At 67.3% G+C, this 13054-nt stretch carries 10 protein-coding genes and 2 tRNA genes; 4 read left to right on the top strand and 8 right to left on the bottom strand.

The window, feature by feature from the left end; translation table 11 throughout:
• Window positions 1–109 precede the first annotated feature (109 nt).
• The 7 genes from QNA08_RS00590 to tig all read right to left on the bottom strand — a co-directional run bounded on the left by QNA08_RS00590 (window position 110) and on the right by tig (window position 7948).
• On the bottom strand, window positions 110–814 hold the full coding sequence (locus QNA08_RS00590; RefSeq protein WP_283738745.1) for a COG3904 family protein: 705 nt from the start codon (window positions 812–814) through the stop codon (window positions 110–112).
• Between the two features lie 24 nt (window positions 815–838).
• Window positions 839–914, bottom strand: a tRNA-Val gene (locus QNA08_RS00585).
• Window positions 915–1083: 169 nt separating this feature from the next.
• Window positions 1084–1362 (bottom strand): HU family DNA-binding protein, encoded by a 279-nt coding sequence (locus QNA08_RS00580; RefSeq protein ID WP_283738744.1) that lies wholly within the window; start codon window positions 1360–1362, stop codon window positions 1084–1086.
• Between the two features lie 259 nt (window positions 1363–1621).
• Window positions 1622–4048 (bottom strand): endopeptidase La, encoded by a 2427-nt coding sequence (lon, locus tag QNA08_RS00575; RefSeq protein WP_283738743.1) that lies wholly within the window; start codon window positions 4046–4048, stop codon window positions 1622–1624.
• Between the two features lie 278 nt (window positions 4049–4326).
• The gene (gene clpX, locus QNA08_RS00570; protein ID WP_283738742.1) at window positions 4327–5592 is read right to left on the bottom strand and encodes an ATP-dependent Clp protease ATP-binding subunit ClpX; all 1266 of its coding nucleotides are present in this window, start codon (window positions 5590–5592) and stop codon (window positions 4327–4329) included.
• Between the two features lie 248 nt (window positions 5593–5840).
• Window positions 5841–6464 (bottom strand): ATP-dependent Clp protease proteolytic subunit, encoded by a 624-nt coding sequence (locus QNA08_RS00565; protein ID WP_283738741.1) that lies wholly within the window; start codon window positions 6462–6464, stop codon window positions 5841–5843.
• A 62-nt stretch (window positions 6465–6526) separates the two neighbouring features.
• Window positions 6527–7948, bottom strand: coding sequence for a trigger factor (gene tig, locus QNA08_RS00560; RefSeq protein WP_283738740.1), 1422 nt, complete (start codon window positions 7946–7948; stop codon window positions 6527–6529).
• A 347-nt stretch (window positions 7949–8295) separates the two neighbouring features.
• Here tig and QNA08_RS00555 point away from each other — a divergent pair.
• Window positions 8296–8380, top strand: a tRNA-Leu gene (locus tag QNA08_RS00555).
• A gap of 76 nt (window positions 8381–8456) precedes the next feature.
• On the opposite strand, the gene QNA08_RS00550 is transcribed toward QNA08_RS00555, so the two are convergent.
• Window positions 8457–9380 (bottom strand): LysR family transcriptional regulator, encoded by a 924-nt coding sequence (locus QNA08_RS00550; protein ID WP_283738739.1) that lies wholly within the window; start codon window positions 9378–9380, stop codon window positions 8457–8459.
• Between the two features lie 291 nt (window positions 9381–9671).
• Between QNA08_RS00550 and QNA08_RS00545 the strand changes: the two genes are divergently transcribed.
• The 3 genes from QNA08_RS00545 (at window position 9672) to QNA08_RS00535 (ending at window position 13052) form a co-directional block, all read left to right on the top strand.
• Window positions 9672–10274, top strand: a complete 603-nt coding sequence (locus tag QNA08_RS00545; RefSeq protein ID WP_422679827.1) for a GNAT family N-acetyltransferase — start codon at window positions 9672–9674, stop codon at window positions 10272–10274.
• Window positions 10271–11455 (top strand): MFS transporter, encoded by a 1185-nt coding sequence (locus QNA08_RS00540; RefSeq protein ID WP_283738738.1) that lies wholly within the window; start codon window positions 10271–10273, stop codon window positions 11453–11455. The genes QNA08_RS00545 and QNA08_RS00540 overlap by 4 nt, the downstream gene beginning before the upstream one ends.
• A 97-nt stretch (window positions 11456–11552) precedes the next feature.
• Window positions 11553–13052: a multicopper oxidase family protein gene (locus QNA08_RS00535; protein WP_283738737.1), complete on the top strand. Its 1500-nt coding sequence runs from the start codon at window positions 11553–11555 to the stop codon at window positions 13050–13052.
• Window positions 13053–13054 lie beyond the last annotated feature (2 nt).

The raw sequence follows: 13054 nt of genomic DNA, 5'->3' as shown, positions 1-13054 counted from the left end.
CCGCAGGGCGAACGGTTGCGTCCGCCGCGGTGATTGGTGGATTAAGGGCACGCCCCCGCCCTGTCAAGCGCCTGTCACGCCCTGCCCGGAGCGTCAACGGCCGGTCGCCTCACAGGCGCTCGCGCGCCAGGTGGAAGCGCCTGATCTCCCTTGGCGAGAGCACGCGCAGACGCCCTGGGGAAAACTTTTCCGCGAGCATGATGAGGCCCGGATCGACGCCCATCTCACGGGCGTATCGGCTCAGGGCGTCCACCTCGGCCCGGGAAGCGAATTCCACATAGGCCGCGATTCCCGCCCGCGCCGTCGCCGGTTCGAAGGCCAGGCGATGCATCCGGTGCACGCCCACCCGACTGCCGCGGGGAATGACGCGGTCGGCACCGCCCATAAGCGCGTAGACGCAGGACGAGTAGCAACGGGCGGCGAGAAACCGCGTGCCGGTCCGGCCGGCCGGGGCGTTCAAGGGCCGCGCGACGACGACCGTCGTGCCCAGCCCGCGGAAGACCGCGCCGAGCTTGACGGCACCGGCGACACTACCGCCCGGCGAATCGATGAACACAAGGTTGGCGGGCCTCGCCGCAAGCTCGCGCCGCAGGAAGGACTGCAGCGCCTCGGCCGTCTCGAGCGTGATCTGCCCTTCCGCCATGAGAACGAAGGGACAGTCGGGCGAACAGAGCGCGCGGTCGTTGATCGGCTCGAGGCGAAAGCGCATATCGCCGGCGGTGGCTGGCCACGCACCGCCGAGCACGGCCAGCGCCAGGAGGAGGCGTGCCGTGCATGCGATCCAGCAGCATGAAGAGCCGGCGTGCAGGCGCATCCCGGATCTTCCTCGCAAGGCGATTGGTGGGCGGTGACGGGCTCGAACCGCCGACCCTCTCGGTGTAAGCGAGATGCTCTACCAGCTGAGCTAACCGCCCTCGCCCCTTCGTTTAAGGAGCCGGGATCGCCGGCGCAAGTGCGCCGCTGCGCAGCTTGCCGTCGGAAGCATTCGGGCCACGGAAAGTTGCGGCCGGGTCCGGGAAGGAATTCCGCCGTCGGGCGGCGCGGGCACGAAGCGGGTCGGATCCCCGCTTCGTGCCGGAAGCGTCACTTGCCGTTGACGGCGTCCTTCAGGCCGGCGCCGGCCTTGAACTTGGGGGTCTTGGACGCCGGGACCTTGATCGTCTCACCCGTGCGGGGGTTGCGGGCGGTTCCGGCGGCGCGGTTCGCGACCGCGAAGGTGCCGAAGCCAACCAGCTTCACCTCGTCGCCCTTCTTCAGGGCGTCGGTGATGGCGTCGATGGCCGCATCGATGGCTTCCGCCGCCTGGGCCTTCGTGAGGCTCGCCTTCTCGGCAACCGCCGAGACGAGATCACCCTTGTTCATGTCTGTCCTCCTTGCCTTCGTGGCGCAAGCCACGAGTCGAATGCGCCACGTGGCGCGGACACGCCCGTCTCTCGCGAAACGGTGGCGCGTGCAAGCTCGGATGGCCCAGAATCCCAAGGAAAGCAACGGTTTTGGCGCGCCGAGGCACAAAAAAGCCCTTCGGCCCAAAGGCCGAAGGGCGCATTTTTGCCACGGTCTTCCTCCGCGGCGCCGATTCACGCGGTGCTGCGCGGCCGCAAAGGGTTCCGCGCCTCGCGCATCAGTGGGCGACGACCCCCGATGCCTCGTCCTCGGCCGCCGGCTTGCGGGCCTTCTCGGCGACTTCTTCGTCCCACTCGATCGGCTCCGGCTTGCGGACGAGCGCGTGGGCGATGACCTGGTCCATGCGCGACACCGGCACGATCTCGAGGCCGTTCTTGACGCTCATCGGAATATCGACGAGGTCCTTCGCGTTCTCCTCGGGGATGAGCACCTTCTTCATGCCGCCGCGCAGGGCCGCCAGCAGCTTCTCCTTGAGGCCGCCGATCGGCAGCACCCGCCCGCGCAGCGTCACCTCGCCGGTCATGGCGACGTCACGCCGCACCGGGATGCCCGTCATGGCCGAGACGATGGCCGTGGCCATGGCGATGCCGGCCGACGGTCCATCCTTCGGCGTGGCGCCTTCCGGCACGTGCACGTGGATGTCGCGCCTCTCGAAGAGCGGCGGCTCGATGCCGAAATCGATGGCACGGGAGCGGACGTAGGACGCCGCCGCCGAGATCGATTCCTTCATCACCTCGCGCAGGTTGCCGGTGACGGTCATCTTGCCCTTGCCGGGCATCATGATGCCTTCGATCGTCAGCAGCTCGCCGCCGACCTCGGTCCAGGCGAGACCCGTGACGGTGCCGACCTGATCCTCGGCCTCCACCTCGCCGTAGCGGTACTTCGGCACGCCGAGGAAGTCGGAGACGTTCTTGGCGTTGACGGTGATCTTCTTCTTCTTGGTGAGAAGGATCTCCTTCACCGCCTTGCGGATGAGGTTCGACAGCTCGCGCTCGAGATTGCGCACGCCGGCTTCGCGCGTGTAGCGCCGGATCAGCGTGAGCAGGCCCTCGTCGTCGATCGACCACTCCTTGCCGTCGATCCCGTGCTTCTTCATCGCCTCGGGGATGAGATGCTTGCGAGCGATCTCGAGCTTCTCCTCCTCCGTGTAGCCGGCGATGCGGATGACCTCCATGCGGTCAAGCAGCGCCGGCGGGATGTTGAGCGTATTGGCCGTCGTCACGAACATCACGTTCGACAGGTCGTAGTCGACCTCGAGGTAATGGTCGTTGAAGGTGTTGTTTTGCTCGGGATCCAGCACCTCGAGGAGCGCGGCAGAGGGATCTCCGCGGAAGTCCATGCCCATCTTGTCGATCTCGTCGAGCAGCATGAGCGGGTTGGACATCTTGGCCTTGCGCATCGACTGGATGACCTTGCCGGGCATCGAGCCGATGTAGGTGCGCCGGTGGCCGCGAATCTCGGCCTCGTCGCGCACACCGCCCAGCGACATGCGCACGAACTCGCGCCCCGTGGCCTTGGCGATCGACTTGCCGAGCGACGTCTTGCCGACACCGGGCGGTCCGACCAGGCACAGGATGGGGCCGGTCAGCTTGTTCGCCCGCTGCTGCACGGCAAGGTACTCGACGATCCGCTCCTTGACCTTCTCCAGGCCATAGTGATCGGCGTCGAGAATATCCTGGGCGAGCTTGAGATCCTTCTTGATCTTCGAGCGCTTGCCCCACGGAATGCCGAGCAGCCAGTCGAGGTAGTTGCGCACCACGGTCGCCTCGGCGGACATGGGCGACATCTGGCGCAGCTTCTTCAGCTCGCCCATCGCCTTCTCACGGGCTTCCTTGGTCAGCTTCGTCTTCTCGATCTTCTCCTCGAGCTCGGCAAGCTCGTCACGGCCCTCCTCGTCGCCGAGCTCCTTCTGGATCGCCTTCATCTGCTCGTTGAGGTAGTACTCGCGCTGCGTCTTCTCCATCTGACGCTTGACGCGAGTCCTGATGCGCTTCTCGACCTGCAGGACGGAGATCTCACTCTCCATCAGGCCAAGCGCCTTCTCCAGCCGCTCGGCAATGCCAGTGGTCTCGAGGATCGCCTGCTTGTCGGCGATCTTGACCGCGAGGTGCGAGGCGACCGTGTCGGCGAGCTTCGACGGGTCGTCGATCTGCGTCACGGCCGAGACGACCTCGGGCGAGACCTTCTTGTTGAGCTTCACATAGTTCTCGAACTCGGACACGACGGAGCGCGCCAGCGCTTCCGTCTCCACCTTGTTGCCGTAGGACTCGACGAGCACCTCGGCCTCGGCTTCGTAGAAATCCTCGTTCGGCGTGTAGTGACGCACCTTCGCACGCCCTGCGCCCTCCACCAGCACCTTGACCGTGCCGTCGGGCAGCTTGAGCAGCTGCAGAACGCTCGCCAGCGTCCCGACCTCATAGATCGCGCTCGTCGCAGGGTCGTCGTCCGACGCGTTGATCTGGGTCGCGAGCAGGATGTGGCGGTCGTTGCGAACCACCTCCTCCAGCGCGCGAATGGATTTCTCGCGGCCGACGAAGAGCGGCACGATCATATGCGGGAAGACGACGATATCGCGGAGCGGGAGGACCGGATAAACGCCGACCGTGCCGGGGACCGCAGGCTGGCGGGGCTTGTTGGTGCTCATAGCCCGTATGTCCTTTCGTTTGCGTCCGGGGCCTCCCCCTTGGGCCGACCGTCGGACGGGTTGTCGGATGCGCTCACCGTCCTCGACGGCTGCCTCCGACACGCTGTCCGGTCACCTCGCAATGAGCGTGCCGGACTCGCAGCGTTGATCTAAAGGTGGCGTGATTGCGATCGGCTTTCAAGAAAAGCCCGGACGCATGACCGGCATGCGCCCGACGACACACCGACATCGCGCGCCGCCCCAAAACGGCACGCCCCTGTCGCCGTACGGGACGCGCCTCACGCACTGGCGCTCGTCTCCGCCCCGCGGTCGGCGTAGATGAACAGCGGCCGGGCCTTGCCCTCGACCACCTCGGGGCCGATGACCACCTGCTCCACGCCCTCGAGACCCGGCAGTTCGTACATGGTCTCGAGCAGGATGCCCTCCATGATGGAGCGCAGGCCGCGCGCGCCCGTCTTGCGTTCGATCGCCTTGCGCGCGATCAGCGTCAGCGCGTCCTCGTGGAAGGTGAGTTCCACATCCTCCATCTCGAAGAGGCGCTGGTACTGCTTCACGAGCGCGTTCTTGGGCTCCTGCAGGATGCGCTTCAGCGCCTCCTCGTCGAGGTCCTCGAGCGTCGCGATGACCGGCAGGCGGCCGACGAACTCGGGGATGAGGCCGAACTTCAGCAGGTCCTCGGGCTCCACCTCGCGGAAGATCTCGCCGGCCCGACGGTCGTCCGGCGCCTGCACGCGGGCCCCGAAGCCGATTGAGGTGCCCTTGCCGCGCGCCTGGATGATGCGCTCGAGCCCGGCGAAGGCGCCGCCGCAGATGAAAAGGATGTTGGTGGTGTCGACCTGCAGGAATTCCTGCTGCGGGTGCTTGCGCCCGCCCTGCGGCGGCACGGAGGCGACCGTGCCTTCCATGATCTTGAGGAGCGCCTGCTGCACGCCCTCGCCCGACACGTCGCGCGTGATCGACGGGTTGTCGGACTTGCGCGAGATCTTGTCGATCTCATCGATATAGACGATGCCGCGCTGCGCCCGCTCGACATTGTAGTCGGAGGCCTGCAGCAGCTTCAGGATGATGTTCTCGACGTCCTCGCCGACATAGCCCGCCTCGGTCAGCGTTGTGGCGTCGGCCATCGTGAAGGGGACATCGAGGATCCGCGCGAGCGTCTGGGCGAGCAGCGTCTTGCCCGAACCGGTCGGGCCGACGAGCAGGATGTTCGACTTCGCGAGCTCGACGTCGTTGTGCTTCGTCGCATGCGACAGGCGCTTGTAGTGGTTGTGCACCGCCACCGAGAGCACCTTCTTCGCGTGGTCCTGGCCGATGACATAGTCGTCGAGGACCTTGCGAATCTCCTTGGGAGTGGGAACGCCGTCGCGCGACTTGACCAGCGAGGACTTCGATTCCTCGCGGATGATGTCCATGCACAGCTCGACGCATTCGTCGCAGATGAACACGGTGGGGCCGGCGATGAGTTTGCGGACCTCATGCTGGCTCTTGCCGCAGAACGAGCAGTAGAGCGTGCTCTTCGAGTCGCTACCGCTGGCCTTGCTCATGGTCCGTCTCCACTCGATCGCGCGCACCCGCAGGTAGGAGGGCGAGCGTCATCACTTCTTCATATAGGCCCCGGCCTAAGAAACCGTAATCCGACCTTCGGAGCCCGCGCGTGCCGGATCGCACTCGATTCCGTCCCTGCCACCCCGTGTCATGCAAACATGGGGCCGAAATGCGATCAATAGCACCGGGACGGCGTGCCGCAGGCACGCCGTCCCGGTGCGGAAGAGTGGGGATAACCCGTCAGCTCTCAGAGCTCCACGTCCGGCCGCTTCGACAGCACCTGGTCGATCAGGCCGAATTCACGGGCCGCATCCGCGGTCATGTAGTTGTCGCGCTCGAGCGCCTGCTCGATCGTGGAGATGTCCTTGCCCGTGTGCTTCACGTAGATTTCATTGAGGCGCTTCTTCAGGGCCTCGATCTCGCGGGCGTGGATCAGGATGTCGGTCGCCTGGCCCTGGAACCCGCCGGAGGGCTGATGCACCATGATGCGGGCGTTCGGCAGGGAGAAGCGCTGCCCTTCCGTACCGGCGGCGAGGAGGAGCGAGCCCATCGATGCCGCCTGGCCGACGCAGAGCGTCGAAACGGGACAACGGATGAACTGCATCGTGTCGTAGATGGACAGCCCCGACGTCACCACCCCGCCCGGCGAGTTGATGTAGAAGGAGATTTCCTTCTTCGGGTTCTCGGCCTCGAGGAAGAGCAGCTGTGCCACGATCAGCGAGGCCGAGTAGTCCTCGACGGGACCGGTCAGGAAGATGATGCGTTCACGCAGCAGGCGCGAATAGATGTCGAACGCGCGCTCGCCACGGTTCGATTGCTCGATCACCATGGGCACGAGCGTGTTGTTGTAGACCTCGAACGGATCTCTCATCGTCACATCACCTCCTGGCAGGCGACGCGGGAATCACCTGCGTCGCCCGCAGGATAGCCCCGTTACGCCTTCTTCTTAGACTTCGAAGAGGCCTTCTTGGCCTTGACCTTCCCCTCGCCGCCCTCGGACGCGTCTTCCTCGTCGTCGTCGGCGAACAGCTCGTCCTTCGACACTGTCTTCTCGGTCACTTTGACCTGGGCGAGCAGGTGGTCAACCACCTTCTCCTCGAAGATCGGCGCGCGCACCTCGGCGAGAGCCTGCGGGTTCTTGCGGTAGTAGTCCCACACCAGCTTCTCCTGGCCGGGGAACTGGCGCGCCCGCTCGACCACCGCCCGGGTGACCTCGTCGTCGGTGATCTTGATATCGGCCTTCTCGCCGATCTCTGCAAGGACGAGCCCGAGGCGCACGCGGCGCTCGGCGATCTTGCGGTACTCCGGCCTGGCCTCGTCCTCGCTCGTGCCCTCGTCGGCGAAGGTCTTGCCCTGCTCCTTCATGTCGGCCTCGACCTGGCGCCACACGTTGGCGAACTCCTGCTCGACGAGGCTCGGCGGCAGATCGAAGGAGTACTGGGCGTCGAGCGCATCGAGGAGCGCCTTCTTCACCTTCCGGCGACCCTGGGCGGCGTAGTCGCGGCCGATCGACTCGCGGACGGCATCCTTGAGCTTGTCGAGCGACTCCATGCCGAAGGCCTTGGCGAGCTCGTCATCGATCTTGAGCGCGTCGGGCGCCTCGATGGCCTTCACCGTGACCGCGAAGGAGGCGTCCTTCCCGGCGAGATGCTGGGCCATGTAGCTCTCGGGGAACTTGACGTTGACAGTGCGCTCCTCGCCCTCCTTGGCGCCGACGAGCTGGTCCTCGAAGCCCGGGATGAACGAGCCCGAGCCGAGCTCGACCTGGATGCCCTGGGCCGAGCCGCCGTCGAAGGCCTCTCCGTCGATGGTGCCGACGAAATCGATCGTGAGGCGATCGCCCTCGGCCGCCTTCACGCCCTTGCCTTCCTTCGCCGAGAAGGTGCGGTTCTGCTTGGCCATGCGCTCGACGGCGGCGTCGATTTCCGCCTCCGCCACCTCGGCGACCTCCTTCGTCAGCTCGACGCCGGCGAGGTCCTTCAGCTCAAAGGTCGGGAGCACCTCGAGGGTGACTGTGTAGGTCAGGTCGCCCTTGGCCTCCATCACCGCCTCGACTTCCTCCCTGGACTCGGGGAAGACGACCTGCGGCTCGAGCGCCAGCTTGAGGGAGTTCTCCTCGACGATCTTGCGGTTCGCCTCGTTGACGGCGTTCTGCACCACGTCGGCCATGACCGAGCGGCCGTAGAGGCGGCGCAGGTGGCCGAGCGGCACCTTGCCGGGGCGGAAGCCGTTGATGCGCACGCGGTCCTTGAGGCCGGCGAGCTCACTCGTCAGCTTGGTCTCCAGCTCGGCGGCCGGAACCACCACCTTGAACTCGTGCTTCAGGCCTTCGGACAGGGTTTGCGTCGCCTGCATGATATAGCTCTAAATCCATTCGCTCGGGTGATCGTCCGGAGTCCGGCTCGACCGGAATCACGTCTCGCGGCGACCTGATGCGGGCGACGGGCCCCGAGCCCCGCGACACCCGCCGGAGCCCGAAACACCAAGCGTCGAACGGACGTCGGGCGATCATCGCCCGCACGCCCCGTTCCACGCCGCCTCGCGCCCTCCGGTGACAGAAGCCGCGCCTCGAATTGCGCGCTCTACGGCAGTCCGGGCCTCAGGTCAAGCGAACCGGATCGAGCGGCCCCGGAGGCGGGGCGCGAGTGCGGCGCGGATCACCCTTGCCGGCGACCGGAGGCTGTGCTGAAAGGCTGGGTCCGGGCCCTGTGGCGGAATTGGTAGACGCAGCAGATTTAGGTTCTGCCGCCTTCGGGTGTGTCGGTTCGAGTCCGACCGGGGCCACCATCCCAGGCCGGGGCCGCAAGGACCGCCGGGCGGCCTTCCCGCCGTCGGTTCCTGCCCCCACGGTGCCACCCCTTCCTTACGCGTTCGGCGCGCCGGGCGTGGACAGGCTCTTCAGCGCCTCGATCGTTTCCCGCAAGCCGCGGTGCAGCTTCTTGTCCTTGCGGACGACGATGGCGAGCGTGCGGTGCAGGGCCGGCCGCAACGGCCGCACGTGCAGGTCCGGCAGCTGACGGGCCGTGCGGACCGCCATTCCAGGAAGGACGGCGCAGCCCAATCCCGCACTGACCAGCTCCTTGATCGCCTCCACGTTGCCGAGCGACATGATGGGTTTCAGCGCGACACCACCGCGGGCGAGCCAGTCGTCGGCGATGCGTCTCGTGTTGCCGCCCGGCTCGAAGAGGATGACCGGGTGGCTTGCGAGCGTCGCCGCGTCGACCCGATCCGGCAGTGTGATCTGGCGCGGCGCGATGACGACGAATTCGTCGTCCAGAACGGCCATGATGTCCAACGCCCGGCTGGACGCCGGCAGCGTCACCAGGCCCACATCGATCGCGTTCCCCTCCGCGGCCTTGACGAGATCATTCGTGTTTCCGGTGCTGACGGTAATCTCCAGAGAGGGAAATCGCTGCCGGAGCTGCCGGAGCAAGGGCGGCAGCAGGTAGATGCAGGCCGTTGCTCCTGTGCCAATTCGGACACGCCCCATGGCGCCCTTGGCATGGCGCGCCATCTCGTCGAAAGCGGACGAGGTCAGCTTCATGATCTGGTCTGCGTATTCAAGAAGCCGAATGCCGGCGGCCGTCGGCTGGGCCTTCCGCCCCACCCGCTCGATCAGGGTCACGCCAAAGCGCCGTTCAAGCTGCCGGACCTGCAGGCTGATCGCCGGCTGTGACAGGCCGGCTCGATCCGCTGCCGCAGAGAAGCTGCCGAGCGCGACGACATCGAGAAAGGCTTGCAGCTGGTCGAGATTGAGGCCGCGCATGCCGAAGAAATCCTCATGCATCCCATAATTTCACAAAGCTTCCTTTATCGCAGCCCGAGCCATATCGTCCAAGCGTGAGTGCCCGCCCGGGGGGCGAACCGGTTCTGCATCCCATGGCTCTGGTCAGCTTCAGGCGCCTTCTCGCCGAGGCGTCGCGCCATCTCGCCGGATCGCCGCGTTCGTGCATCCTGCAGGGCGAGGGCTCTCGGAGAACTCGATGACGGACGGACGGCCGACATCGGGCTCGGCCGCGCCGATGTCTAACGGGCCCGGGCGTGGTTCGGCTGCGGCATCGGTCGGGGAAACGGAAGCATGCTGCAACACGACGAAAGAGACAGCACGGCCGAGCCAAGACCCCTCTCCGCGCGGATGTTGATACGGCCCGCCGCTGACGAGGACATGCCGGCGATCCAGGCGATCTACGCCCATCATGTGCTCAACGGGGCGGCCAGCTTTGAAGTCGTGCCGCCGACCGTGGAGGAACTCGTCGAGCGGCGGGCCTCGATCCTGAAGCTCGGCCTGCCCTACCTTGCCGCCGAGACGGAAGACGGCGTCATCGGCTACAGCTACGCGGCCCCCTACCGCCCGCGTCACGCCTATCGCTACACGGTGGAGGATTCCGTCTATGTGGCTCCCGGCTTGGGCGGTCGCGGCGTGGGAACCAGACTGCTGGCCGCCCTGGTCGCCCGATGCGAGACGGGCCCATGGCGTCAGATGCTGGCGGTGATCGGTGACAGCGGCAATGCCGGCTCAATCGCGCTTCATCGCCGGCTGGGATTTGAGCCGATCGGTACGCTGCGATCGGTCGGCTACAAGTTCGGCCGCTGGGTGGATACCGTTCCGATGCAGCGCCCCCTCGGAGGGGGAGACACCCGCGAACCGGAAGCGCTGCCGGCGGAGGGCGATCACGCGTGATACCCGGCCGGGCCGTCTTCTCTCTGGGACTTTCGCAGCTCATATCCTGGGGCGTTTCCTACTACCTGATCGGTGCCTTCGGCGGCCTGATCGTCGACGACCTGGGATGGTCGCAGGAGGCGGTCTACGGCGGGTTCTCCGCTGCGCTCCTCGTCATGGGGCTGAGCTCATCGCTCATCGGAGGGCTCATCGATCGCCATGGTGGGCGCACCGTCATGAGCGTCGGCGCGGTCCTCAACGCCAGCGGCTGCATCGCCCTCGCCCTCGCCCATGACATGGCGACCTACTATGCCGGCTGGCTCCTGCTCGGCCTCGGGATGCGGCTGACCCTCTACGACGCGGCCTTCGCGGCCCTCGCCCGCATCGGCGGGCCGGAAGCGCGCCGGCCGATGGCCCAGATCACGCTCCTCGGGGGCCTCGCATCCACGGTTTTCTGGCCGATCGGGAGTTTCCTCGCGGCAAGCCTCGGTTGGCGGGGCGCGCTCGTCGTCTATGCGGGCCTAGCGCTGCTGGCGGCCCCGCTGCACCTGCCGCTGCCCACCACCCGTCACGGCGGCGTTCGCGCCGACACGGCCGCGCCGATATCTCGACCCCTGGCCCCGGGCGGCCGCAAGCGGATCATGGCCGCCGGGCTCTACGCCGTCATCGTCACGCTGACGAGCTTCCTCAATTCCGGCATGTCGGCTCACATGATCGCGATTCTTGCCGGTCTCGGGCTCGGCCTGTCCACGGCCGTGTCGACCGCCACGCTTCGCGGCGTGGGGCAGTCGTGCGCACGGCTGTGCGAGGTCCTGTTCGGGCGGCGGGTTCATCCCCTGACCCTCAACCTGGCGGCGACGGCCGTCCTCCCGCTCAGCTTTGTCGCTGGCCTTCTCGCGGCCCAGTTTTGGCCGATGGCTGCCATGTTCACGTTGTCCTATGGTGCGGGGAACGGCCTCGTGACCATCACGCGCGGAACCTTGCCGCTGGTCCTGTTCGATCACCGCACCTATGGTCGCTTCGTCGGACGCCTGGTCGCGCCGAGCTTCCTGCTGTCGGCGGCGGCGCCCCTGGCCTACGCCATGGTCATCACGCGCTTCGGTGAAGCCGGTGCGCTCGTCTTGTCCGCGGTCACCGCCGCGCTCACGGCCCTGGCGGCCCTGGCATTGACGATGCTTTGCCGATCCTCGGGCAGAGACTGAGCCACCGGGCAGGTAGCGGGACACGATGCCTCTCGCCTTCGCAGCGCCGCCGCGCTAAGCGAGCTTCTCCTCGTCTCTTCGCGAAGGCTGATCGTCCATGCCGCGTCCAACGCCGCGTCTCGTGCCGTCCCGCCACCCGACCGCTGTCGGCAGGCGGGCGTTCTGCGCCGGTCTTGCCGCGACCCTTTTCGCCCTGCCTTCCGCTGGTCGCGGCGAGGAGGCGGCGACCGATACCGCGCCGCCGGCCGGCGGCCCACCCGTGGCGCAGGAGCCGGCGGCGGCCCAGCAGGATGGCATCCGTGCCCTGCGAGCGGCACCAGCCTCGCGCCCCATCCGTCCGGACGCACCGCGGGAGACGGCTCTCTGGGCCTATGACGGGTCCGTTCCTGGCCCTCTCCTGCGCGTCAGGCGCGGCGAGGAGGTGCGCCTGCGGCTGAAGAACGATCTGCCGCAGCCGACGAGCCTGCATTGGCACGGCGTGCGCTTGACGAACGCAATGGACGGTGTCGGTGGCCTGACGCAGGAGGCGGTCGCGCCGGGCCGCGACTTCGACATCCGCTTCACGCCGCCCGATGCCGGCACCTTCTGGTATCGCCCGCTCGTGCCGGCCTATGCCGCCGAGCAGACCGAACGCGGCCTTCATGGCCTCCTCGTCGTCGAGGAGGAGGAACAGCCCGCCGTCGCTCGCGACCTTGCGCTCATTCTCGATGACTGGGCGCTCGACGGCGAGGGACAGATTCGCGAGAGTTTTCGCGATGCGGCCGAGCTCGCTCTCGCCGGCCGGCTCGGCAACTGGCTCACTGTCAACGGGCGCCAGGCGCCCGAGGTCCTGCCCCTCGCTCCCGGTGGCCGCGCGCGCCTGCGGATCCTGAACGCGGCTAACGCCCGCATCTTCACCTTGCGCTTCGATGGCCTGCGCGTGCAGGTCGTAGCGGTGGACGGCCAGCCGACCGACCCCTTCGCCCCGGCGCGGGGCAGTCTCTCGCTCGTCCCCGGCGGCCGCCTCGATCTCGTCGTCGAGGCTCCGCCTGAGGCGGGCGGCAAGGGCACGATCCTGGCCGCCCTTGGCCAGGGGCTGCCCCTCCTTGTCGTCGAGGCGGAGGGCGCACTCTCTCCGCTTGCCGGCACGCCGCTGCGCGCGCTCGCCGGCAACAGCCTGCCGGACGCCATCGACCTCGCGCGGGCGACACGCGCGGACCTCATCCTCGAAGGCGGGCTCGATCCGAAGACCGCAAACCCGACCGCCGCGGCCGCGTCGCTGCCCGACGCCGCACGGGTATGGCGCATCAACGGCGTTGCCTGGGCCGATGCGGCGGCGCGGCCACTCGTCGCGGTGAAGGCGGGCACGCCCGTGGTGCTGTCGCTCGTCAACCGCACGTTCTTCGCCCAGGCCCTGCACGTGCACGGCCACCACGTGCGTCTCCTGCACCCGCTCGACGACGGCTGGGAACCCTATTGGCTCGACACCGTGCCGGTGCCGGCCGGCCAGACGGTGCGCATCGCCTTCGTCGCGGACAATCCCGGCCGGTGGATGATCGGCTCCAGCATCCTCGAACGCCTGACCGGGGGTCTTGCGGCCTGGTTCGAGGTGGGTTGAGG

The organism is Chelatococcus albus (assembly GCF_030067675.1).
Lineage (GTDB): Bacteria > Pseudomonadota > Alphaproteobacteria > Rhizobiales > Beijerinckiaceae > Chelatococcus_A > Chelatococcus_A albus.
Note: the sequence above shows the minus strand (reverse complement) of the source record. Positions and strands in the feature narration are given on the sequence as shown.

What these genes read in the sequence shown, in the direction of transcription:
- QNA08_RS00590 (WP_283738745.1), bottom strand. Translation starts at nt 814, where the DNA reads ATGCGCCTGCACGCCGGCTCTTCATGCTGCTGGATCGCATGCACGGCA.
- QNA08_RS00580 (WP_283738744.1), bottom strand. Translation starts at nt 1,362, where the DNA reads ATGAACAAGGGTGATCTCGTCTCGGCGGTTGCCGAGAAGGCGAGCCTC.
- lon (WP_283738743.1), bottom strand. Translation starts at nt 4,048, where the DNA reads ATGAGCACCAACAAGCCCCGCCAGCCTGCGGTCCCCGGCACGGTCGGC.
- clpX (WP_283738742.1), bottom strand. Translation starts at nt 5,592, where the DNA reads ATGAGCAAGGCCAGCGGTAGCGACTCGAAGAGCACGCTCTACTGCTCG.
- QNA08_RS00565 (WP_283738741.1), bottom strand. Translation starts at nt 6,464, where the DNA reads ATGAGAGATCCGTTCGAGGTCTACAACAACACGCTCGTGCCCATGGTG.
- tig (WP_283738740.1), bottom strand. Translation starts at nt 7,948, where the DNA reads ATGCAGGCGACGCAAACCCTGTCCGAAGGCCTGAAGCACGAGTTCAAG.
- QNA08_RS00550 (WP_283738739.1), bottom strand. Translation starts at nt 9,380, where the DNA reads ATGCATGAGGATTTCTTCGGCATGCGCGGCCTCAATCTCGACCAGCTG.
- QNA08_RS00545 (WP_422679827.1), top strand. Translation starts at nt 9,672, where the DNA reads ATGCTGCAACACGACGAAAGAGACAGCACGGCCGAGCCAAGACCCCTC.
- QNA08_RS00535 (WP_283738737.1), top strand. Translation starts at nt 11,553, where the DNA reads ATGCCGCGTCCAACGCCGCGTCTCGTGCCGTCCCGCCACCCGACCGCT.